The following is a 20,523-nucleotide window of genomic DNA, read 5'->3' on the forward strand; positions in this document are numbered from 1 at the left end:
GTTCTTCCGCGCAGCTTGACATGCAGTAAAATTACTGCATTTTGGTTTGCATGGACGACGACCAGCTGGACAATGTCTTCAAGGCGCTCGGCGATCCGATCCGCCGCCGCATCCTTGATCGCCTGGCGAAGCGTCCCGGGCAGTCCTTGTTTGAGATCTGCGCTGCGTCGTTTGCAGAGGATGGCAGAAGCCTGTCGCGGCAAACGATCTCGCAGCATCTCGACATGCTGGAGAGGGCTGGACTTGTCCAGACCCATTGGAGCGGGCGCACCAAAATGCATACGTTCGACGATACGCCTCTGCGGAAGGCAGCTGCTGCCTGGCTCAACAATCATCTGAAAAAAAGGAGTGCAAAATGAGAATCTATGTCATGAGCGTTTTGGTGGACGATCAGGCCAAGGCCCTGGATTTCTACACGGACAAGCTGGGCTTCATCGTCAAGCACGATATTCCGATGGGCGATCATCGCTGGTTGACCGTCGTGTCGAACGAGGCACCGGAAGGAACCGAACTCCTGCTTGAGCCGAGTGAGCACCCTGCCGCCGGGCCATTTAAATCCGCGCTCGTGAACGATGGGATTCCTGCCGCGTCCTTCCAGGTGGATAATCTCAAGAAGGAGTTCGAGAGGCTGCGCCAGCTTGGTGTCGAATTCACAGCAGAGCCGATGGATGCAGGCCCGGTCAGAATGGCTGTCTTTGACGATACATGCGGCAATCTCATCCAGCTCGTCGAGATGGTCGAAAAAAAGTAAAAGCTCCAATGTCAACCGCGTGGCTCCCGGTTCGCATTCCGGGTGAGCAGCAAGTGAACTCGTAAATCCTGAATGGTCGGCGGGCGTCCGCTTTGAGCGCATCCCGGACTCAAGTCCGACATCGCGTGAGGTCCGAAAAGAGCCGTCCGAAATGAACGAGGCCGCCAGCTCGCACAGGAACAATTAGCGAACTCTGCCGTTTTCAGCGCGAGGATACAGCCATGAGTAACAAAGAAAGCGCTGCCAACATTCGCAAGTCACCCGACGATTGGGTGTCAGGGGACGAGCCGATGACCGACGCCGAAGCGCGTCCGGCGTGAAGGAGGAGAAAATGGCGACATGCGAAACCTGCGGCAATGACTATGACAAGGCTTTTCAGGTTGTGATGAACGGCAAAGCGCACACGTTCGATAGTTTCGAGTGCGCAATTCATGCCTTGGCGCCGATGTGCGAGCATTGTGGAACGCGCATCGTCGGACACGGCCTGGAAAAGGATGGCACCTATTACTGCTGCGACCACTGCGCTCAAAAAGAAGGTGTGACCGATCTTCGCGATCGCGTGTGAAGTAAACGAGGAAACCTTTCGCGGCCGCCATGAGGCCGAGGCGGTGCGGGATCATCCAGTCGAGTTTGCGGTCGGGTTGAACCAGGATGACTAGCCGAAAAGTGACTGTCTTCGGCAGTACCGGCTTTTTGGGCCGGCGCGTCGTTCAACACCTTTTGGACCACGGTTTCGAGGTCAGGGCAGCGTCACGGCATCCAGAGCGGGGAGCTCAGGTCTTTCGCAATAGATCATCGGGACTGGAGGTTGTTAGGGCCGATGTCGGCGACGATAGATCGGTGATTGGCGCGGTGGCTGGCGCTTTCGCTGTCGTCAACGCCGTAAGTCTCTATGTCGAGCGCGGTAGCGATACGTTTCGTTCCGTGCACGTCGAAGCTGCTGCGAGAGTGGCACAGCATTCACGAGGATCAGGTGTGCAGCGCCTGGCCCACGTTTCCGGAATTGGCGCCGATGCGCAGTCACACTCGTCCTACATTCGAAGCCGGGGCGAAGGCGAGTCCGCAGTACGAGCTGCGTTCGCCGAGGCGACGATTATCCGTCCTGGAGTAATGTTTGGGCCGGGTGATGCATTTCTAATCCCGCTCACGAAGATGCTAAGGATGTTTCCCGTCTTTCCGATGTTCGGACGCGGTCAGACTGCGCTTCAGCCCGCGTATGTGGAAGACGTTGGGGAGGCGATTGCGCGCTGTTTCGACGCCCCAGAGCCGGGAATGATTTACGAGTTAGCCGGCCCCAACACCTATACTTACAAGGAATTGCTTCAGACGATCTGCAATTACCTTGATATCCGGCGGGTCCTCGCGCCAATGCCCATTACCGTGTGGAAGATGCTCGCTGCTGCCGCTGAATTCTTGCCTGCTTCTCCTGTTACATCAAACCAGGTCGAGCTTATGACCAAGGACAACGTCGCCTCTGGCAGGCATCCCGGATTTGACACTCTCGGCATTGAGCCGAGGGGAATAGAGATTGTGCTGGCTCCTGCCAGACGGGGTGACTGAGCCGGAGAACGAATTCCATGGCCGTGTTGTTGATTGGACAGGTCTGAAATTCGGGTTCACGGCCTAACAGCAATCGTTCCAGCAAGCCTGCGCCGCCCTATACAATTGCGGCATGACTGCTGTAGCCAGATGAGAATGCAGGCCCGGATCATTTTGTTCTAAGCCAGTCCTTAAGGCCCGGCAGCGGCTCAGGCGAGCTTGATGTCCCAGAGGCCCTCTTCGCGGCAGGCGACAAGTTCGCTGCGAAGCAGCTCGCTCACAAGCGCAATCGCAGTCGAGCCGGGATGATCGATGGGAGACGCAAGGATGAGTTCGCGCATCGGCGACGGTTTTGATATCGCAGCCGTTTCCAGCCGGCCGCTGGCTACTTCGTGGCGCACCGAGGATGGCGGCAACAGCGTGTATCCCAGGCCTTCTTCGACCAGACTTGTCAGCACCCGGAAGGAATCGGCTTCCAGCTTGACGTCGAGCTTTAGTTTTTTCTTCGCCGCCGCCTGCTCGATCAGCGCCCGGAGCCCGTGCGAATGACTGGGCAGCACGAGGCGCTGCCGCAGCAGCCAGCCGATATCGACCTGCTTCCTCTGCGAAAGCCCGCTGCCGCGCGGCCCAACCGCGACGATGGGATCGCGGCCGAGACTCTGCACGGTCAGATGCAGGTCGCTCGACGGCCCGTAGATCAGCGCCAGATCCATCTCGCCCCGGTGCAGCCATTCCATCAAATGGCCGCTGTAGCTCTCGACGATGCAGAGCGAAATGCCCGGATATCTGTCGACGGTGCGCCGGGCGAGCCGCGCCGAAATCACGCAGCTCACGGTCGGCACGAGCCCCAGCACCACCCGGCCCGACGGCGGGCCGCCCGAGGACTGGATCTCGTCGCGCACCTGGTCGATCTGACGGACGATGCCGGCGGTGCGCGCGAGCAGCAGGCGGCCGGCATCGGTCAGCACCATGCCGCGGCCGTTCCGGGTGAACAGATCGGCCCGCAATTCATGCTCGAGCAGCTTGATCTGACGGCTCAGCGCCGGCTGCGCCACCCGCAGCGTGTCGGAAGCTTTGCTGAGGCTGCCGAGCTCCGCCACGCAACTGAAGGTCCTGAGCTGCCTGATATCCATCGCTTGCCAATCTTCGAAGGCAGGTTCATACGCTATAACAATTCAGCATAGGAGACCGGCTGTGGTTTCACAACCGCCCGCCATCCGGCAATTGACATCCCCCACCATCCATCGCCAGAAAAACCAATGACCGCACAAGAACAACAGGACGAATTCCACGACATCCGCGATGCCGTCGCCAAACTCTGCGCCCAGTTCCCCGGCGAATACTGGCGCAAGCTTGACCGTCAGATGGCGTACCCCAAGGAGTTCGTCGACGCGCTGACGGAGGCCGGCTACCTCTCGGTCTTGATCCCCGAGGAATATGGCGGCTCCGGGCTGAAACTGTCGGCCGCGGCCGCGATTCTGGAAGAGATCCAGCGGGCGGGATGCAACGGCGGTGGCTGCCACGCCCAGATGTACACGATGGGCACCGTGCTGCGGCACGGCAACGACGCCCAGAAGGCGAAATACCTGCCCGAGATCGCCAGCGGCAAATTGCGGCTGCAGGCGTTCGGCGTCACCGAGCCGACCAGCGGCACCGACACCTCCTCGCTGAAGACCGTCGCCAAGCGCGACGGCGACCACTACGTCGTCAACGGCCAGAAGATCTGGACCAGCCGTGCCGAGCATTCCGACCTGATGATCCTATTGGCGCGCACCACGCCGAAGGAGCAGGCCAAGAAGCGCACCGATGGCCTGTCGGTGTTCATCGTCGACATGCGCGAAGTGAAGGGCAAGGGCCTCGAGATCCGTCCGATCCGCACTATGATGAACCACGCCACTACCGAAGTGTTCTTCACGGACATGCGGGTGCCGGCCGAAAACCTGATCGGCGACGAAGGCAAGGGTTTTCGCTACATCCTGTCCGGCATGAATGCCGAGCGCATCCTGATCGCCGCCGAATGCATCGGCGACGCCAAATGGTTCATTGCGAAAGCCACCGCCTACGCCAAGGAGCGCGCCGTGTTCGGCCGCCCGATCGGTCAGAATCAAGGCATCCAGTTCCCGATCGCAAAAGCCTACGCCGCGATGCGCGCGGCCGAGCTGATGGTGAAGGAAGCCACCCGCAAATATGAGGCGGGGCTCGATTGCGGCGCCGAGGCCAACATGGCCAAGATGCTGGCGGCGGATGCGTCTTGGGAGGCAGCCAATGCCTGCGTGCAGACCCACGGCGGCTTCGGCTTTGCCGAGGAATACGACGTCGAGCGCAAGTTCCGCGAAACGCGGCTGTATCAAGTTGCGCCGATCTCGACCAATCTGATCTTGTCCTACGTCGCCGAGCATGTGCTCGGCCTGCCCCGCTCCTACTGAGAACATCAGATGTTGCCGTTAGAGGGATTGATCGTCGTCTCCGTCGAACAGGCCGTTGCTGCACCTTTCTGCAGCTCGCGGCTGGCGGACGCCGGCGCGCATGTCGTCAAGGTCGAGCGCCCGGAGGGCGATTTCGCCCGCGGCTATGATGCCGCCGCCAAGGGCCAGAGCAGCTATTTCGTCTGGCTCAACCGCGGCAAGAATTCCGTGGTGATCGATCTTGCGACCAGGGAAGGCCGCACCGCGCTCGAAGAGCTGATCGCGAGCGCCGACGTGCTGCTGCAGAACCTCAAGCCCGGCTCGATGGACAAGCTCGGCTTCTCGCTGGAGCGGCTGAAGAAGGACTATCCGGCGCTGATCTGCTGCACCATCTCGGGCTATGGCGACGAGGGCCCCTATGCCGACCGCAAGGCCTACGATCTCTTGATCCAGGCTGAGAGCGGCCTTGCCTCGATCACCGGCGGACCCGAGGGGCCGTCGCGCGTCGGCATTTCAGTGGTCGATATCGCGACCGGCGCCACCGCGCACGCCGCCATCCTCGAGGCGCTGATCGCGCGCGGACACACCGGCAAGGGCGCGGATATCCGGATCTCGATGTTCGACGTCATGGCCGACTGGATGGCGGTGCCGCTGATCAATTCGGAAGCCGGCAATCCGCCGAAGCGGATGGCGCTGGCGCACCCCTCGATCGCGCCCTACGGCGTGTTCAATTCCAGGGATGGCAAGGGCATCTTGATCTCGATCCAGAGCGAGCGCGAATGGAAGAAGCTCTGTGCCGACGTGCTGGATCAGCCCGACCTGCCGAACGATCCCCGCTTCGCCAACATGGTCGAGCGCGTGCGCAACCGCCAGCTCACCGACAAGACGGTGGCCGACAGTTTTGCGACGATGACGCGCGTCGATCTCCTCAAGCGCCTCGCGGACGCCGATATCGCGTTCGCCGAGGTCAACACCATGGCCGATCTTGCCGTGCATCCGCATCTGCGCCGGATCGAGGTCGATACGCCGAACGGCAAGGTAAGCTATGCCGCGCCCGCCGCGATCTTCGTGAATGAGCCACGCCACTATGGCGCCGTGCCCGGGATCGGCGACCACGTCGAACTTCCCAAAGCTCCCCGTATCAGGAGCCGCCAGTCATGACCGAAAAACTCGATCTCGATCATCTGCGGCAATGGATTGGCCGCGACACGGAAGCTTCGGACATCGTCACCGCACAACTGGTCAAGGGTTTGCGCGCGACGCTGTTCCAGGACATCGGCGAGCCAAAGACAGGCGACGCCGCGCCGTGGACCACGCATTGGTGCCTGGCGCAGCCGGTGTTTCCGATGTCGCAGCTCGGCCCCGACGGTCACCCAACCCGCGGTGGTTTTCTGCCGCCGGTGCCGCTGCCGCGCCGGATGTGGGCCGGCGGCGAAATCGAATTCATCGAGCCCCTGCGCGTCGGCGATGAATCGACGCGCACGTCGCGGATCTCGGACGTGACGATGAAGACCGGCTCGACCGGCGTGCTGTGCTTCGTCTCGGTCGAACACACCATCACGACGCCGCGCGGCACAGCCATCCGCGAACGGCAGGACATCGTCTATCGCGACATGGGCGGCGCGGCGCCCATCGCCAAGGCCCCTCCGCCGCCGCCCGTCGCAAAGCATCGCGAAAGCCATGTCAGCGATCCCGTGCTGCTGTTTCGATATTCGGCGCTGACCTTCAACGGCCACCGCATCCATTACGACCGCGACTATGTCACCAAGGTCGAAGGCTATCCGGGCCTGATCTTCCACGGCCCGCTGCAGGCGGCGCTGATCGTCGAATTCGCCGCAAAACTTCATGGCGACTCGGCGCCGAAGAAGTTCAGCTATCGCGGCGTGCAGCCTCTGTTCGAAGGCAGCGAGTTCTCGATCAACGCCAACGAGACCCACGCCGGCATGGAACTGTGGATCGCCAATGCCGAGGGACAGCCGACCATGAAGGGCACCGCGACGTGGTGATCTTCGCCGTCATTGCGAGCGAAGCGAAGCAATCCATCTATCCCCGCGTTGAAGCATGGATTGCTTCGCTTCGCTCGCAATGACGGAATCCTAAATCAGCGAGGGTCACCTGATGTCGTCCCGCAAACCAGCCAAAACCGCCACCACCTCGCTCACCGTCAAGGACGCCACCTTCGGCCTGCTCCGCGCGTTCGGCATCAAGCGCGTGTTCGGCAATCCCGGCTCGACCGAACTGCCGTTCCTCAGCGACTGGCCCGACGACATCGATTACGTGCTCGGCCTGCAGGAGGCTTCCGTCGTCGGCATGGCCGATGGCTATGCACAGGCTACCCGCAACGCCGGCTTCGTCAACCTGCATTCCGGCGCCGGCGTCGGCAATGCGCTCGGCAATATCTACACCGCCCATCGCAACCAGACGCCGCTGGTGATATCAGCCGGCCAGCAGGCCCGCTCGATCCTGCCGCTGCAGGCCTTTCTCTACGCCGAGCGCGCCTCGGAATTTCCGCGGCCCTATGTCAAATACAGCGTCGAGCCGGCGCGCGCCGAAGACGTGCCGGCGGCGATCGCGCGCGCCTACTACGTCGCGATGCAGCCGCCCTGCGGGCCGACCTTCGTCTCGATCCCGATCGACGACTGGACGCGTCCCACGCAGCCGATCGAAGCCCGCAAGGTCAGCCGCGAACTCGGTCCCGACGCGGACGCGATGAAGGCGCTGGCCGCCGCGCTCTCGGCGAGCAAGCGCCCTGCCCTCGTCGTCGGGCCCGGCGTCGACCGCGCCGGGGCCGTCGATCTGATGGTGCGGGTCGCGGAAAAGGCAAAGGCCGCCGTCTGGGTCAGCCCGTTCTCGGCACGTTGCTCGTTCCCGGAACGACATCCGCAGTTTGCAGGCTTCCTGCACGCCTCGCCGGGCCAGCTATCGGATGCGCTGCGCGATCATGACCTCGTGGTGGTGGTCGGCGCGCCGGTGTTCACCTTCCATGTCGAGGGCCATGCCGCGATCTTCGACGGCGCGACCACGATCTTCCAGATCACTGACGATCCCGATGCCGCCGCCGTCACGCCGTCGGGCGCCAGCATCATCGCGACCATGAAGCCGGCGCTTTCGATGCTGCTCGATCTGCTGCCGGAAACAGCGCGCGCCATGCAGGCCGGTCGCGTGCTGCCGCCGGCGCCATCCGCCGCCGATCCGCTTCCGGTCGAATTCCTGCTGCACTCGCTGTCCGAAGCCATGCCCGCCAATGCGGTGCTGGTGGAGGAAGCGCCCTCGCATCGCCCGGCGATGCAAAAGTTCATGCCGATGCGCGGCCAGGACAGCTTTTACACCATGGCGAGCGGCGGCCTCGGCTACGGCCTGCCCGCCGCCGTCGGCATGGCGCTCGGACGTCCCGGCGTCCGCACGGTCTGCCTGATCGGCGACGGCTCGGCGATGTATTCGATCCAGGCGCTGTGGACCGCGGCCCGGCGCAAGCTGCCGCTCACCGTCGTCGTCATCAACAACGCCGGCTACGGCGCGATGCGTTCGTTCAGCCAGGTGATGCAGGTGCGCAATGTGCCGGGGCTGGAATTGCCCGGCATCGATTTCGTCAAGCTCGCCGAAGGCATGGGCTGCCACGCCGTGCGGGTGACGAAATCATCCGAACTCGCCGGCGCGCTCAGCTACGGGCTCTCTTGTGACGGCGTCAGCCTGATCGAGGTGATGGTAGATTCGGCAGTGCCGCTGCTCTACGCGCAGAAGGGGTGAGCGAAGCTCTCTCCCCGTCATTGCGAGGAGCGAAGCGACGAAGCAATCCATCTCTCCTCGTGCAATGAGATGGATTGCTTCGCTTCGCTCGCAATGACGGGGAGAGGCCGCCCTACTCCTGGCATACCAGCTCATGACCTCATAAGGCTCGACAATTCGCCCGCGAGTTCCGTACGCGGCATTACTTGACGTTGCTCTACGTTCGCACGAGAATTCGGCATGGGGCAACCATGGAGTGAACGCCATGAAACAGCCAAGCCTCAGAATAGCTGCCCTCGCGGTCTCCGTCTTTACATGCGCGACCATGCTCTCGTTTGACTGGAGCGAACAAAGGAGCGCTTCGCTATCTATCGAGCGCGCGCAGGCACAGACGGTTGATCCGTTGACCCCGGCGCCGGGCGTTACCCGGCGGCAGGCGCGGCGGGCCGCGGCCGGCGCGGCTGCCGTGGGTGCCGGTGCTGTCGCAGCCGGAGCGACTGCCGCCTACTACGGCGGCGGCCCCTATGCCTACTACGGCGGCAATGGTCCTAACGCCTATTACGGCGGTGGCAGTCCCTACGGCTATTACGGCGGCCCGGGCGTATGGAGCCAGGACTACGCGGCGCGCAACGGCATAATCTGCCAGCCCGGCACAATGGTCCGCCTGGAGGATGGCCGGATGCACAGGTGCCAGTAGCGACGTAATCGGGAAAGGCGGCCGGACGGCCGCCCTTCTCGCTACGCTATTTCCCGTAACTCTCCCGCATCTTCGCCTGGATCTTCGCCATCCCTGATATCCAGCGGTCGTAGTTCTCGGTCTTCTTGCGCATGTAGCCGAGCACCTGCGGGTGCGGCAGGATCACAAAGGTTTCCTCTTCCAGTCCCTTCAGCACGTCCTGCGCCACCTGCTCCGGCGAAAGATCGCCGTCGCCGGATTGCGGGCCCTTCGGGATTGAGCGCAGCATGTTGGTATCGACGCCCTGCGGGCACAGGATAGACACCTTGATGTTGTCGGCCTTGTGCGAGATCGCCAGATTCTCGGCAAAGCCGACGGCGGCATGCTTGGTGGTCGAATAGGCCGGGCTGCCGACCTGCGACAGCAATCCGGCCGCCGAAATCGTGTTGAGGAAATAGCCGCCGCCGCGCGCCTTCATGCGCGGGATCAGGTGCCGCGCCGCATAGACATGCGCCATGACATGAACGGCCCAGCTTCGCTGCCACGGTTCGTCGGAGTTTCCGCCGGCATTCACCGACAGTGGATCGAAGCCGCCGCCGATGCCGGCATTGGAGCAGAACAACGCGATCGGGCCGAATTGATGTTCGGTCTCCTCGATGACGTGAAGGATGTCCTTCTCCTTTCCGACATCGCATTTGAAGGCCGCCCCACCGATCGGAGTGGCGACGGCTCGCGCGCCGTCGGGATCGATATCGGCGACAACGACCTTGGCGGCGCCGGCGCGATGGAAGGCCTCGCACATCGCCCGGCCGATGCCGTTGCCGCCACCGGTGACAACCACAACTTTGCCGGTCACCTGCATGGCCGCTCTCCCCTCGGATCGTTACGCCAGGATCATCATGTCGAGAATAGCCGTATAATGGCACGCGGCGCCGAGCAGGACGAAGCCGTGCCAGATCGCGTTCTGGAAACGCAGCCGCTGCCAGGCATGGAAGATCACGCCGAGGCTATAGAGCACGCCGCCCGCCACCACGAAGCCCAGCGCCAGCGGCGGCACCGCCTTCACCACCGAATCGTAAATCATGATGCCGCTCCAGCCCAACGCGAGATAGAGCCCCACCGCCAAACGATCGTATCGGCCCGGGAGCGCCAGCTTCAGCACCACACCGAGGATCGCGGCGCACCACACCCCGGTCAGCAGCGCGATCGCGAGATAGCTCTCTTTCAGCGCCACGATGAAAGGCGTATAGGTGGCGGCGATCAAGAGATAGATCGCCGAATGATCGAAGCGGCGCAGCACCCATTTGGCGCGCGACACCGGCCAGAGATTATAGACCGCCGAGAACGTCAGCATCGCGAGCAGGCCCGCGACGTAGACCGATACCACGGCAATTTCGAACGCGCTGGCATAGACCGCGGTCAGCACGATCAGGACGGTGGCGGCGACAAGCCCAAGACAGATGCCTACGATATGCACGACGCCATCGGCAATCAGCTCGGCGCGGTCGTAGTTCCAGTGCATGGCGTCAACCGCCGCATGGATGGATGTCGAAGCGAATTGTTTCAGTCTGAAGATGGTCATGCAGGCCCACAGAATCTGGTGAGGGAGCGATTAAGACATGGGTCTTCCGAGGTCAACGAACCGTTCAAGGCCACCGGCCTGAAGGCGTTCATCATCCGCGAAAGCAGGTGGTCTAGTATTCCACGGCCGTGGCATTTTCGTGCTGCCGTTACCGGCCGTATATCCTCGGGGGCCCGTTGTCAGCCTATCACGGACGCTTGATTTTGGCCCGCCAATCGCCACTTTGCGGTAATCGCCCACCAACGCATTACATCGAGCCCTCCACGCCCGCATGGCCCCCAGTTTTTCAGACATCGTCGAGGAAGCGCGCCTGTCGGCGCGGGCGCTTCTGGACTATGGCGACAGCTTCTTCAATCCGACGGTGCGGCTCGGCGTCACGGGCCTGTCGCGCGCCGGCAAGACCGTGTTCATCACGGCGCTGGTCCACGGCCTGACCCGCGGCGGAAGGTTTCCGGTCTTCGAGCCCTATGCCACCGGCCGGATCGCCCGCGCCCGGCTTGAGCCGCAGCCGGACGATGCCGTGCCGCGCTTCGACTATGAGAACCACGTCCGTACGCTGATCGAGGAGCGGCGCTGGCCGAGCTCGACCGTCGACATCAGCGAACTGCGCCTCGTCATCGACTACCAGCGGCAGAATGGCGCAGACCGCACGCTCACGATCGACATCGTCGATTACCCCGGCGAATGGCTGCTGGATCTCCCGCTGCTCAACAAGAGTTTCGAGCAATGGTCGGCCGAGAGTCTTGCGCTGTCGCGCGAGGGTCCGCGCGCAAAACTCGCCGCGCCGTGGCACGAACATCTGAAGACGCTTCACCCCGAGGGCCGCGAGGACGAACAGGCGACGCGCATGGCGGCAAAGCTGTTCACGGATTATCTGCGCGCCTGCCGCGACGAACGTTTTGCGATGAGCCTGCTGCCGCCCGGGCGTTTCCTGATGCCGGGCAATCTCGCTGATACACCGGCGCTGACCTTTGCGCCGCTGGAAGTGGCTGCCGACGGCAGCGCGCCCGACGGTTCGCTATGGGCGATGATGCGGCGGCGCTACGAGGCCTACAAGGACGTCGTGGTGCGCCCGTTCTTCCGCGATCATTTTGCCCGCCTCGACCGGCAGATCGTGCTGGTCGATGCGCTCGCCGCGTTCAATGCCGGACCCGAGGCGCTGCATGATCTCGAAGCCGCGCTGTCAGGCATTCTCGATTGCTTCCGCATCGGCCGCAGCACGATCCTGAGCAGCCTCTTTCGTCCCCGGATCGATCGCATTCTGTTTGCCGCCACCAAGGCCGATCATCTGCACCACCAGAGCCATGACCGGCTGGAAGCCGTGCTGCGGCGGGCGGTCGCCAAGGCGGCCGGCCGTGCCGAATATGCCGGCGCTGCTATCGACGTGGTCGCGCTATCGGCGGTGCGCGCCACGCGCGAGGCGCAGGTCGCGCGTGGCCGGGAGAAGCTGCCGTCCATTATCGGCACGCCCGCGCCCGGCGAGACCGCCAATGGCGAAGCCTTCGATGGCGAGACCGAGGTCGCGACCTTTCCGGGCGACCTGCCCGCCGATCCCGAGGAGCTGTTCAACGGCGGCTTTCGCGGCCTTTCCAGCACCGTTTCCGAACAGGCCGATTTCCGCTTCCTGCGCTTCCGGCCGCCGCTCCTGGAGCGCACCGCCAACGACGAGCCCGCGCTGCCTCACATCCGCCTCGACCGCGCCCTCCAGTTCCTGCTCGGAAACCGACTGCAATGAGCGAGAAAACGCCGCATCGGCGGCCGGCGACGTTCAAGCTCGGCGATCCCGGCGTCATCGTGATGGGTCCGGATGAAACCGGCCGCCCTCCCCGCGGCACGGTCCACATCACGCCCGAGGCGGATCCTGCCACCCTGCCTGTACCGATCGATGCGCCACGTGTCCCCGCGCGCCGCGGCTTTCGCTGGGGCACGCTGTTCTGGTCCGCCGTCGGCGGGCTGGTGCTGCTCGGCACAGGGCTCGGCATCGTCAATCTGATCGAGGACCTGTTTGCGCGCAGCGAAACCCTGGGCTACATCGCGCTGGCATTCGCTGCCGCCGCAGCGCTGGCGCTGGCGGTCGTCATCGGGCGCGAAGCCTTCGGGCTGGCGCGGCTGGCGGCAATCGAGAAACTGCATCTGCGCGCCGCCGAGGTGCTGCGCAGCGACGACCGCGCCGAGAGCCGCACCATCGTCAACGATTTGCTGAAGCTCGCGCATCAGAACCCGCAACTGGCGCGCGCCCGCGCCACGCTGGTGAGCCATGCCGACGACATCATCGACGGCGCCGACATGATCAAGCTCGCCGAGCGCGAGTTGATGGCGCCGCTCGACGAGGAAGCGCGCAGGCTCGTTTCCACCGCCGCGCAACGCGTCTCGGTCGTCACCGCAGTAAGCCCGCGCGCGCTGATCGACGTGCTGTTCGTGTTCGTCGCCGCGATGCGGCTGATCCGGCAACTGGCGCGGCTCTATGGCGGCCGGCCGGGCACGCTCGGCATGATCAGCCTGCTGCGCCACGTCATCGGCCACCTCGCGATTACCGGCGGCATGGCGGTGGGCGACAGCCTGGTGCAGCAGATGCTCGGCCACGGCATCGCCGCCAAACTCTCGCAACGGCTCGGCGAAGGCGTGCTCAACGGCCTGCTCACCGCGCGGCTCGGACTAGCCGCGATAGACGTCACCCGCCCGCTGCCCTTCACCGCGCTGCCGCGGCCCGCATTGGGCGATCTCGCCAAGGACCTGCTGCGCAAGCGCGACGATGAGGGGTGAGGTCCGATTCCGCTGGGGAGCGCCACTGAATCGAACCGACGAAAAATAAGACGAAATTACAAATAGTTATCCCGCAGCTCTTGATCAGTGTTGCACACTTAGTTGCGCAACCCACAGCGCTCGCAGGCCGCCTCGGTTAACGCTTCAACTACCTATCGAAAGCGAGGTCTGGACTCATAAACCAGAGAGGCGTTGGCGAACGTCCGATTTGGTTCGCATAACAGACTCAGGCCGGACATCGCGCCACGTCCGCTGAGTGCCAAACCCGGAAGAACTCAGGGTGAAGCAAATCTCGTCCGAGATGCGCTCAAGAGCAGAGATCGAGACGGGGTGTAGTCGATCGGTGTCGCAAAAGCGACGCAGCACGGACGAGTCGGATCATGGGTCTGCCCTTTGAGCAGAATTTGAACGGCACGCGGTCAGAAATCGAGCACGCGGAGCTGTTGCTTGCTGATCCGGTCGGCCGAGTCGATCGATTGCGCCTTGCGGAAATCGGCGATCGCCTCGGCGCGGCGGCCCAACGCTTCATAGGAGAGGCCGCGGTTGTTGTAGGCCTCGACATAGGACGGACCGAACTGGATCGCTTGCGCGAAATCTGCAATCGCGCGGTTGCTGTCACCCTTCGCGACGTAGGCCTTGCCGCGGGAGTTGAAAGCGTTGAAGTCCTTGGGGTTTATCGCGATCGCCTGGTCATAGTCCCGGATCGCGTCATCGATCTTGCGCAGCGCAGTATAGGCATTGCCGCGATTCCAATACGCCACGCCGTTCTTTGGATTGATGCTGATCGACTGATCATAGTCGGCGATCGCGCGGCGATAGTCCTTCAGGCCTTCGTAAGCGACGCCGCGGCAATTGTACCCGCGGGAATTTTTGGGTTCGCGCTTGATGACCTCGCTGCAATCCGGAACGGCGAGGTCGTATTGGCGATTGTTACTGTAGGCAACGCCACGCGAGCTGTACAGCCAAAGCAGATCGGGATCGAGCTTGATTGCCTCACTGTAGTCTGCAATGGCGGGCTCCCATCCGCCTTTTTTCGTGATCAACCTCTTCCTGAAGAGCGCCTGACCCCTTTGGCCGAAACCAAAGGCGTATTTCGGATCGATTGTGACCGCCTCGGTGATATCGGCGACCGCCTGGTCGAATTCACCCTTTTCCGTCCACGCCATGCCGCGGCGGGCATAGGCCCACACGTCCCTGGAATTGACCCTGATCGCCTCGGCGTGGTCGGCCAGCGCTGCGTCGTATTCATGCAGACCGTAATAGGCGACGCCACGGTTGTTGTAGGCCCAGCCATATTTCGGATCGATCTTGATCGCCTCGGTGCAATCCGCAACGGCCGCTGCGTGGTCCTCTTTGCTCTCGTATGCCTCACACCGGTGCGCAAAGGCCCAGGCGTCCTTCGGGCTGAGCTTGATGGCCTCGCCGTAGTCGGCAATCGCGCGGTCGTAATCCTTCCTGTTGAAGGAGCCGCGGCCCCGGTTCTTGAAGGCCTCGACGCGTTCTGCCAGCCGCTCGCTTGCATCGTCGATGATGCGGCTGCAGGCCGCGCCACCGAAGTCGAGCTTGTCGGCGCTGGCGGCGCACTCGCCGCGGTCAGCCGGCGTAGCAGCCAGCGCCGGCATCGTAAGCAGGAGACCCACGCAAAGGAGCAGTCCACCTGATCCGCGCGCTGCCATGCTGTTCCTCCCCGCCTTGCGCTCCGACGCGACACGTACGGCCGTGATGACTTTAGCCCCAGCGGCAGGCATTCTGCCATCGTCAACCCAGGTCCGAGATGAGTCAAACTCGGAAGTCCGGAGATGCACCGGGAGATATGCCATGCCCGCGTAAGCAGACATCGTCAGATCAGTCGGTAGATCCGGTTCGTGAAGAGTCGACGTTGAACAGGGAGGCTTTGAGGATGCATCAGGTCAACACTGGTGATCTGCAATAGATTAAGGGAGGCTGCCATCTGGCAGCCTCCCTCCATATCTTGATGCTATTCCTCACCCCGCCGCCTGCCCCCGTCATGGGGACTCATCCCAACGTGGAGATGAAACGACAAGGCTCACGCCCATCCCGAACTCACGTGTGGGCTTCCGATCGGTCTTGAACAACAGTTGTGCGGCCTCGGCGTTCGTGGCGCAGCGCTCGAGCCAGCGAGCCACGAGAAAATCAACCCGCGCGGAAAATCGCAGTCGAGCCGCTGCCAGAACAAGCCTCGCGTCCAAGCTCTGATCGGATGGTATCTTGACGTCGTTGCGGGCGTTCATCTTGCCCTCCTGCCGTTTCGGCGGAGGGAGCAGCCCTGCGCCGAGAGTTACACTCTTGCTTTGCGGATCAGCCCCGCTTGGAGCTGAAAATTCGGACCCCGTGCCATCACGGACATGCACGACCAAGCGGCCAGCTGAATAAGCGGCCGGACGCGGGCGGCAGTCTCTGCGATGTGTGTGCGTGCGGTGCGCATTACGGTCCTCAAGAGTGCAGGCAATTTCACCCGCGACGAATGTCATGATCTAAACGCAGAGAAAATTCAGCCCGTCAAATGTTTTATGTTCACGAGGTGCGGAATTTGTTGCGTGCCAGCAATTTTTGAACGCCGGCGCGGCCGGCTGGGTTCAAAAATTTCAACCTATGGTCAATGGGCGGAAGTGGCGGTTTACTTCGCCATGCCCGGTCTACCCCCGCAAGCAGACACCAGTCGGAAGGGTCGGCATGTCCGCTGGGCGCCCATCCTCTGACTTCGAGCAGCAGCCGCGAGGTCCGCGGCGATTGGGACAAGCGTTGAAGATCGCCGTGATCACAACCCATTGTCGCGCTGCAAGAACTCCGGCATCTGATGACGCAGCTCGCGCGGGAGCGGCCGCTCGGACGGGTCGCGGCCAACCTTGGACTTCAACTCCATCAGATCAGTGAAGACGTCGGCCTGGCGCCGCAATTCGTCGGCAATCATTGGAGGTTGACACGAAATCGTCGAAACGACGGTCACCCGGACCCCGCGACGCTGCAATGCCTCGACCAGGGAGCGGAAATCGCCATCGCCGGAGAACAGCACGATCTGGTCGACGTGTTCTGCGAGCTCCAGGGCATCGACCGCGAGCTCGATATCCATGTTGCCCCTCACCTTGCGACGGCCGCTGGCGTCGATGAATTCCTTGGTCGCCTTGGTGACTACGGTGTAGCCATTGTAATCGAGCCAGTCGACCAAGGGCCGGATCGACGAATATTCCTGATCCTCGATGATCGCGGTGTAGTAAATCGCACGAAGCAGCGTGCCTCTGCTCTGGAATTCCTTGAGCAGCCGCTTGTAATCGATATCGAACCCAAGCGTTTTGCTGGTCGCATAGAGATTGGCGCCGTCGATCAGCAGCGCGATCTTGCCGAGGGAGGATGACATTTTGGCAATGACCCTAAACTTGAATAGCCAGGAAACAAGGACGTCACTTCAGGTTACTGGATGCGCGGCACAACAAATTCGCCTGCGGGCATCTCGGGCCACACTCACCGTTAACTCGTAGAAGAGAGCAGGACTCGCCACTGTGGACAGCTCGAATATCGTTGCTGTACGCGATCGCTTTGGCCGTGAAATTTTTCTGCGACGGCCGAACCCGATTGCAGTGACGCTAAGGTCCGCGACATAAGCGCTCAATTGTCCGTAGGTAAGCGGCGCAGATACAAACGGATGCAGCTTCTATACGAAGGTTTATAGTCGTTGCCTTCGATGTCACCTCCCCTCGGTGCCCGGACTCGGAAAGTGCCCTCAACGCCCCGCTCATCGCGCGAAGCCCACTGCGCCGTGCCCACCATCTCACGCTCCACTCGGAAGGAACAACTCATCCTTCCCGATCTTCTTATCAGCCACCGATGCGAGGAGGCTCGAAGATGCAAAGCACTGGCGCAGCCCGGCAAGGGCGATATTCGCTGCGACAGCGTTCCCGAACCGAAAGGATGTCCCGGGACAGGAAGGGCGGCTGCATCAAGGTCGTCCTGAAGCCGTGACCTCATGGCGCGGGTCCTGATCGGCACGTCCGGCTGGCATTACGATTCCTGGCGCGGGCCGTTCTTCCCCAAGGGCCTGCCCCTCGAGGAGCAGCTGCCATACTACAGCAGCCAGTTCCCGACGACTGAACTCAACGGCGTGTTTTACAGAACACCCACGCCGCAGGCGGTGACGAGTTGGCGGGATCAGACCGGGCGCGACTTCATCTTTGCCTGGAAGGCGTCCAAATTCATCACCCATTGGAAGCGGCTTTCGGACAACTCGGTCAACAGCCTCGAACTGCTGGAGGATCGCCTGTCCCTGCTCGGCAGGAAAGCCGGGCCGATCCTGTTTCAGTTACCGCCGAACTTTGAGGTAGATGCCGACCGGCTCGCCTCCTTCCTAAAGCTGCTGCCGAAGAAGCGGCGCTACAGCTTCGAATTCCGGCATCCCAGCTGGTACGCACCGCAGATATTGCGTCTGCTTCGGGCGCGAAACATCTCGCTCTGCATATCCGACCATCACGACGCGCCCGCCCCCTGGACGCGCACCGCCAACTTTGTCTACGTGCGCGGACACGGACCCACGGGCCGCTACAAAGGCCACTACAGCCCGCGGACCCTCTCGGAATGGGCCCGCCGTATCAGGTCCTGGAAAAAGCAAGGCTGCGACGTGTTCGTTTATTTCGACAACGACCAGAAAAGCGCGGCACCTGCCGATGCCAGATCCTTGCGCGAGCTGATGGGGCAGGCCTGATGCCGCCGAACTGATCTCACTTCGGACTGCGAACTGATTTGCCTGACGCGCAAGCGCAATCTCGACGCACACTTGCGACAAATCAACACGACGGGCAAATCAGTCAAAACCTGTCCAGCCCCTTTTGCAAAAATATTCCGCTTAACTTCCAAAGCAAATCATCGGCATAACTCCGCCGTCTCACGGCAGATGAGGGGCGTTGGCCATCGTCACGAACGTGCGGTGAGATGCGATGGACGCAAGAGGCGCGCTAGACGTACGCGCCTTGAGCGTACGGCGAAGTCGTGTGGTTCGGGCGCCGCGGTGCTGGCGTTAAGCGTGCGATAAGAAGCGCAGGCGACGGAGGCAAGAAAGCCGTTCTCCGGGAAGAGCACGAAGTAAGCCGTAAAGCCATTGCGCAGGGAAGGCCGGAATGCTCCCGCTGCCCTGTATGCTCGTGTGCACTTTTGTTTGCGCAAATCGCACGCGAGACCGCGGGTGCAGCAAGCACCCGGTCTTCCCTGCGCCCTCTAATCGAAGAGGGCAACGACGATGCAAACCTCGGGCGCAATGCGCTGCGAGATCGCGAAAGCGTGTTTTCGTAGGAAAAGCGTGTTTTCGTAGGATGGGTGGAGCGCAGCGATACCCATCGCCACACGCGCCACCGTTGATGGGTATCGCTTCGCTCCACCCATCCTACAGGAGTCACGCCATTGCGAGCGAAGATGCTACGAAACTACTGCATCGAATCGCAGTCCCCCCGCCAGCACTCGCCAGCGGAACAGCGGCGAATCCGGCGGCGGCGCGAGTTCCGGCGTCCATCCGGTCAATTTTTCCAGCGCGTAGGTATCCATCACCACTCCGCGCCAGACGCGCTCGACGCGCGCCAGCGGTTGCCGCTTTGCCGTCGTGAGATCCCACAGCGGAAGGCGATTGTCCGGCTCGCGCGCGACATAGAGGCCGGGATGATCCTTGATCGAGTTCATGCCCGGATCGCGAAAGCCCATGAATCTCCCGCGTTCGTTGATCTGGACCACCGGCACCTGCCCGTTGAAATGCCAGCGCAGCATCGCATAGGTGCGATAGTCCGATGTCGCGATCCAGGTCGCGCCGCTCTGTCGCAACTGCTCGCGCGCGCGCGCCGCGACCTGTTCATAGCCGGCCTCGCCACCGACGGGATCGGTCCTGCCGATCAAATTCCAGGGCGCAGCGACATAATAGAAGAACACGCCGACCACGAAAGCGATGCCGGAGATCACAGCCACCCTCGCCCACCAGAATGTCGACTTCACGATCCAGTCCGGCCAACCCTCGCGCGGCAGCATGACGAGATTGATGGCGGTGGCGGCAAAGCCGGCGGGCCACAGAAACATCGGCCAGGTGTCGCCGACACGCAGCGTCAGCGACTTCCAGAGAAAATAGAGGAAGGGCACCAGCACGGCAGTCGACAGCAGGATCGCGACCGGCTCGCGGCTGCGATAGCCGCGCCAGGCCGAAAGCGTCACGCCGGACAGAACCACCGGCAACAGCACGAAGCCGACGAGACCGAATTGAAGCCCGATGAATTCGCCGATGGTGCGGAACGACAGTTGTTGGGTCGCGACCGCGCGCACGAACTGGAAGCGGAACGACGCCCAGTCGTGCTCTGCATTCCAGATCAGCACCGGCAGAAACACCACGACCGCAATCAGCGCCGCCAGCCACGGCCAGGGGCTGAGCAGCCAGCGCCGCCGCCAGTCCGGCACCAGCGCGAACGCGACGACCGCCGGCAACAGCATGATTGCGGTGAATTTCGACAGCAGCGCCAGCCCTGCGAACAGACCCGCGGCCAGCCACCAGCGCGGATTGCCGCTCTCGTGCAGCCGCACCAGCGACCACAGCATCGCGACCGCACAGGGGATCATCGCCGTGTCGGGCGCGACCTTCGCCATCAACAGCCCGTAATACAGCGCCGCTTCCGGCAACAGCACCGCGAGGATGACGGCGCGCACATCATGCGTCGCGCGCCGGACGATGTCGGCGAGCAAGAGCTGCGTGACCAGCATCGCGACGATGCCGCCGAACCGCACGCCGAGACTGGTGTCGCCGAAGATCGCGGTGCCGAACCGGATCAACCACGCGATGCCGGGCGGATGATCGAGAAAGGAAAGCGCGCTCTCCTTCGACCAGGTCCAGTAATAGGCCTCGTCGGTGCGCAGATCGAGCACGCCGGCATAGACCAGCCGCATCGCCGTCAACGCGGCAATCAGCAGCGCAACGGCAAGCCAGGGTACGTCAAACCACGGCGGCGCGGCGGAACTGGCTCGGCTTTTATAGGGCTTGGCAATCGTCACGGCGCTTTCTCCTCGACTGTGCCGGGAGTGTCAACGAGCCGTGGAGAAAAATCAC

General features: G+C 62.6%; 20 protein-coding genes. 13 read left to right on the top strand and 7 right to left on the bottom strand.

Going from position 1 to position 20,523, the window contains the following annotated elements; all coding sequences use genetic code 11:
- Nucleotides 1-50: 50 nt before the first annotated feature.
- The 5 genes from V1279_RS27365 to V1279_RS27385 all read left to right on the top strand — a co-directional run bounded on the left by V1279_RS27365 (nucleotide 51) and on the right by V1279_RS27385 (nucleotide 2,311).
- Nucleotides 51-359, top strand: a complete 309-nt coding sequence (locus V1279_RS27365) for an ArsR/SmtB family transcription factor (RefSeq protein WP_334442315.1) — start codon at nucleotides 51-53, stop codon at nucleotides 357-359.
- The gene (locus tag V1279_RS27370) at nucleotides 356-751 is read left to right on the top strand and encodes a VOC family protein (RefSeq protein ID WP_334442317.1); all 396 of its coding nucleotides are present in this window, start codon (nucleotides 356-358) and stop codon (nucleotides 749-751) included. The genes V1279_RS27365 and V1279_RS27370 overlap by 4 nt, the downstream gene beginning before the upstream one ends.
- A 221-nt stretch (nucleotides 752-972) precedes the next feature.
- A complete protein-coding gene (locus tag V1279_RS27375; RefSeq protein WP_334442319.1) occupies nucleotides 973-1,071 on the top strand; it encodes a DUF3072 domain-containing protein in 99 nt (32 codons plus the stop codon).
- A gap of 11 nt (nucleotides 1,072-1,082) precedes the next feature.
- Nucleotides 1,083-1,316 carry a hypothetical protein gene (locus tag V1279_RS27380; RefSeq protein ID WP_334442321.1) on the top strand — a complete coding sequence of 78 codons (234 nt, stop codon included), beginning with the start codon at nucleotides 1,083-1,085 and terminating at the stop codon, nucleotides 1,314-1,316.
- An 86-nt stretch (nucleotides 1,317-1,402) separates the two neighbouring features.
- Nucleotides 1,403-2,311, top strand: coding sequence for a complex I NDUFA9 subunit family protein (locus tag V1279_RS27385; RefSeq protein ID WP_334442323.1), 909 nt, complete (start codon nucleotides 1,403-1,405; stop codon nucleotides 2,309-2,311).
- A gap of 188 nt (nucleotides 2,312-2,499) precedes the next feature.
- On the opposite strand, the gene V1279_RS27390 is transcribed toward V1279_RS27385, so the two are convergent.
- Nucleotides 2,500-3,423 (bottom strand): LysR family transcriptional regulator, encoded by a 924-nt coding sequence (locus V1279_RS27390; RefSeq protein ID WP_334442325.1) that lies wholly within the window; start codon nucleotides 3,421-3,423, stop codon nucleotides 2,500-2,502.
- A 126-nt stretch (nucleotides 3,424-3,549) separates the two neighbouring features.
- On the opposite strand from V1279_RS27390, the gene V1279_RS27395 reads away from it, so the two are divergent.
- From V1279_RS27395 to V1279_RS27415, 5 genes are all read left to right on the top strand, one after another.
- Entirely contained in the window at nucleotides 3,550-4,716 is a 1,167-nt protein-coding gene (locus V1279_RS27395) for an acyl-CoA dehydrogenase family protein (RefSeq protein ID WP_334442327.1), read from the top strand.
- Nucleotides 4,717-4,725: 9 nt separating this feature from the next.
- A complete protein-coding gene (locus V1279_RS27400; protein WP_334442328.1) occupies nucleotides 4,726-5,856 on the top strand; it encodes a CaiB/BaiF CoA transferase family protein in 1,131 nt (376 codons plus the stop codon).
- Nucleotides 5,853-6,701, top strand: a complete 849-nt coding sequence (locus V1279_RS27405; RefSeq protein ID WP_334442330.1) for an FAS1-like dehydratase domain-containing protein — start codon at nucleotides 5,853-5,855, stop codon at nucleotides 6,699-6,701. Before V1279_RS27400 ends, V1279_RS27405 begins: the two co-directional genes overlap by 4 nt.
- 112 nt (nucleotides 6,702-6,813) lie before the next feature.
- Nucleotides 6,814-8,442, top strand: a complete 1,629-nt coding sequence (gene mdlC / locus V1279_RS27410) for a benzoylformate decarboxylase (RefSeq protein WP_334442332.1) — start codon at nucleotides 6,814-6,816, stop codon at nucleotides 8,440-8,442.
- Nucleotides 8,443-8,686: 244 nt separating this feature from the next.
- A complete protein-coding gene (locus V1279_RS27415; protein WP_334442334.1) occupies nucleotides 8,687-9,118 on the top strand; it encodes a hypothetical protein in 432 nt (143 codons plus the stop codon).
- A 46-nt stretch (nucleotides 9,119-9,164) separates the two neighbouring features.
- Here V1279_RS27415 and V1279_RS27420 read toward each other — a convergent pair whose 3' ends face one another.
- Both V1279_RS27420 and trhA read right to left on the bottom strand, forming a co-directional pair.
- Nucleotides 9,165-9,959: an SDR family oxidoreductase gene (locus tag V1279_RS27420; RefSeq protein WP_334442336.1), complete on the bottom strand. Its 795-nt coding sequence runs from the start codon at nucleotides 9,957-9,959 to the stop codon at nucleotides 9,165-9,167.
- A 21-nt stretch (nucleotides 9,960-9,980) separates the two neighbouring features.
- Complete coding sequence (gene trhA, locus V1279_RS27425) at nucleotides 9,981-10,679, bottom strand: PAQR family membrane homeostasis protein TrhA (RefSeq protein ID WP_334442339.1); 699 nt, start codon at nucleotides 10,677-10,679, stop codon at nucleotides 9,981-9,983.
- A 271-nt stretch (nucleotides 10,680-10,950) separates the two neighbouring features.
- Between trhA and V1279_RS27430 the strand changes: the two genes are divergently transcribed.
- Nucleotides 10,951-12,414: a YcjX family protein gene (locus V1279_RS27430; RefSeq protein ID WP_334442342.1), complete on the top strand. Its 1,464-nt coding sequence runs from the start codon at nucleotides 10,951-10,953 to the stop codon at nucleotides 12,412-12,414.
- Nucleotides 12,411-13,442 (top strand): YcjF family protein, encoded by a 1,032-nt coding sequence (locus V1279_RS27435; RefSeq protein ID WP_334442344.1) that lies wholly within the window; start codon nucleotides 12,411-12,413, stop codon nucleotides 13,440-13,442. Before V1279_RS27430 ends, V1279_RS27435 begins: the two co-directional genes overlap by 4 nt.
- Before the next feature lie 419 nt (nucleotides 13,443-13,861).
- Here V1279_RS27435 and V1279_RS27440 read toward each other — a convergent pair whose 3' ends face one another.
- From V1279_RS27440 to V1279_RS27450, 3 genes are all read right to left on the bottom strand, one after another.
- Complete coding sequence (locus V1279_RS27440; RefSeq protein ID WP_334442345.1) at nucleotides 13,862-15,118, bottom strand: tetratricopeptide repeat protein; 1,257 nt, start codon at nucleotides 15,116-15,118, stop codon at nucleotides 13,862-13,864.
- 330 nt (nucleotides 15,119-15,448) lie between these two features.
- On the bottom strand, nucleotides 15,449-15,694 hold the full coding sequence (locus tag V1279_RS27445) for a hypothetical protein (RefSeq protein ID WP_334442348.1): 246 nt from the start codon (nucleotides 15,692-15,694) through the stop codon (nucleotides 15,449-15,451).
- A 527-nt stretch (nucleotides 15,695-16,221) separates the two neighbouring features.
- Entirely contained in the window at nucleotides 16,222-16,818 is a 597-nt protein-coding gene (locus tag V1279_RS27450; RefSeq protein WP_334442351.1) for a LabA-like NYN domain-containing protein, read from the bottom strand.
- 606 nt (nucleotides 16,819-17,424) lie between these two features.
- Here V1279_RS27450 and V1279_RS27455 point away from each other — a divergent pair.
- Nucleotides 17,425-18,156: a DUF72 domain-containing protein gene (locus V1279_RS27455; protein WP_334442353.1), complete on the top strand. Its 732-nt coding sequence runs from the start codon at nucleotides 17,425-17,427 to the stop codon at nucleotides 18,154-18,156.
- Nucleotides 18,157-18,863: 707 nt separating this feature from the next.
- On the opposite strand, the gene V1279_RS27460 is transcribed toward V1279_RS27455, so the two are convergent.
- Nucleotides 18,864-20,363 carry a glycosyltransferase family 39 protein gene (locus V1279_RS27460; RefSeq protein ID WP_334446593.1) on the bottom strand — a complete coding sequence of 500 codons (1,500 nt, stop codon included), beginning with the start codon at nucleotides 20,361-20,363 and terminating at the stop codon, nucleotides 18,864-18,866.
- Between the last annotated feature and the right edge of the window lie 160 nt (nucleotides 20,364-20,523).

Source organism: Bradyrhizobium sp. AZCC 1610 (assembly GCF_036924515.1).
Lineage (GTDB): Bacteria > Pseudomonadota > Alphaproteobacteria > Rhizobiales > Xanthobacteraceae > Bradyrhizobium.

What these genes read in the sequence shown, in the direction of transcription:
- V1279_RS27450 (WP_334442351.1), bottom strand. Translation starts at nt 16,818, where the DNA reads ATGTCATCCTCCCTCGGCAAGATCGCGCTGCTGATCGACGGCGCCAAT.
- V1279_RS27365 (WP_334442315.1), top strand. Translation starts at nt 51, where the DNA reads ATGGACGACGACCAGCTGGACAATGTCTTCAAGGCGCTCGGCGATCCG.
- V1279_RS27420 (WP_334442336.1), bottom strand. Translation starts at nt 9,959, where the DNA reads ATGCAGGTGACCGGCAAAGTTGTGGTTGTCACCGGTGGCGGCAACGGC.
- V1279_RS27400 (WP_334442328.1), top strand. Translation starts at nt 4,726, where the DNA reads ATGTTGCCGTTAGAGGGATTGATCGTCGTCTCCGTCGAACAGGCCGTT.
- V1279_RS27460 (WP_334446593.1), bottom strand. Translation starts at nt 20,363, where the DNA reads ATGCGGCTGGTCTATGCCGGCGTGCTCGATCTGCGCACCGACGAGGCC.
- mdlC (WP_334442332.1), top strand. Translation starts at nt 6,814, where the DNA reads ATGTCGTCCCGCAAACCAGCCAAAACCGCCACCACCTCGCTCACCGTC.
- V1279_RS27395 (WP_334442327.1), top strand. Translation starts at nt 3,550, where the DNA reads ATGACCGCACAAGAACAACAGGACGAATTCCACGACATCCGCGATGCC.
- V1279_RS27445 (WP_334442348.1), bottom strand. Translation starts at nt 15,694, where the DNA reads ATGAACGCCCGCAACGACGTCAAGATACCATCCGATCAGAGCTTGGAC.
- V1279_RS27375 (WP_334442319.1), top strand. Translation starts at nt 973, where the DNA reads ATGAGTAACAAAGAAAGCGCTGCCAACATTCGCAAGTCACCCGACGAT.
- V1279_RS27440 (WP_334442345.1), bottom strand. Translation starts at nt 15,118, where the DNA reads ATGGCAGCGCGCGGATCAGGTGGACTGCTCCTTTGCGTGGGTCTCCTG.
- V1279_RS27415 (WP_334442334.1), top strand. Translation starts at nt 8,687, where the DNA reads ATGAAACAGCCAAGCCTCAGAATAGCTGCCCTCGCGGTCTCCGTCTTT.
- trhA (WP_334442339.1), bottom strand. Translation starts at nt 10,679, where the DNA reads ATGACCATCTTCAGACTGAAACAATTCGCTTCGACATCCATCCATGCG.
- V1279_RS27455 (WP_334442353.1), top strand. Translation starts at nt 17,425, where the DNA reads ATGGCGCGGGTCCTGATCGGCACGTCCGGCTGGCATTACGATTCCTGG.
- V1279_RS27370 (WP_334442317.1), top strand. Translation starts at nt 356, where the DNA reads ATGAGAATCTATGTCATGAGCGTTTTGGTGGACGATCAGGCCAAGGCC.
- V1279_RS27430 (WP_334442342.1), top strand. Translation starts at nt 10,951, where the DNA reads ATGGCCCCCAGTTTTTCAGACATCGTCGAGGAAGCGCGCCTGTCGGCG.
- V1279_RS27385 (WP_334442323.1), top strand. Translation starts at nt 1,403, where the DNA reads ATGACTAGCCGAAAAGTGACTGTCTTCGGCAGTACCGGCTTTTTGGGC.
- V1279_RS27405 (WP_334442330.1), top strand. Translation starts at nt 5,853, where the DNA reads ATGACCGAAAAACTCGATCTCGATCATCTGCGGCAATGGATTGGCCGC.
- V1279_RS27390 (WP_334442325.1), bottom strand. Translation starts at nt 3,423, where the DNA reads ATGGATATCAGGCAGCTCAGGACCTTCAGTTGCGTGGCGGAGCTCGGC.
- V1279_RS27380 (WP_334442321.1), top strand. Translation starts at nt 1,083, where the DNA reads ATGGCGACATGCGAAACCTGCGGCAATGACTATGACAAGGCTTTTCAG.
- V1279_RS27435 (WP_334442344.1), top strand. Translation starts at nt 12,411, where the DNA reads ATGAGCGAGAAAACGCCGCATCGGCGGCCGGCGACGTTCAAGCTCGGC.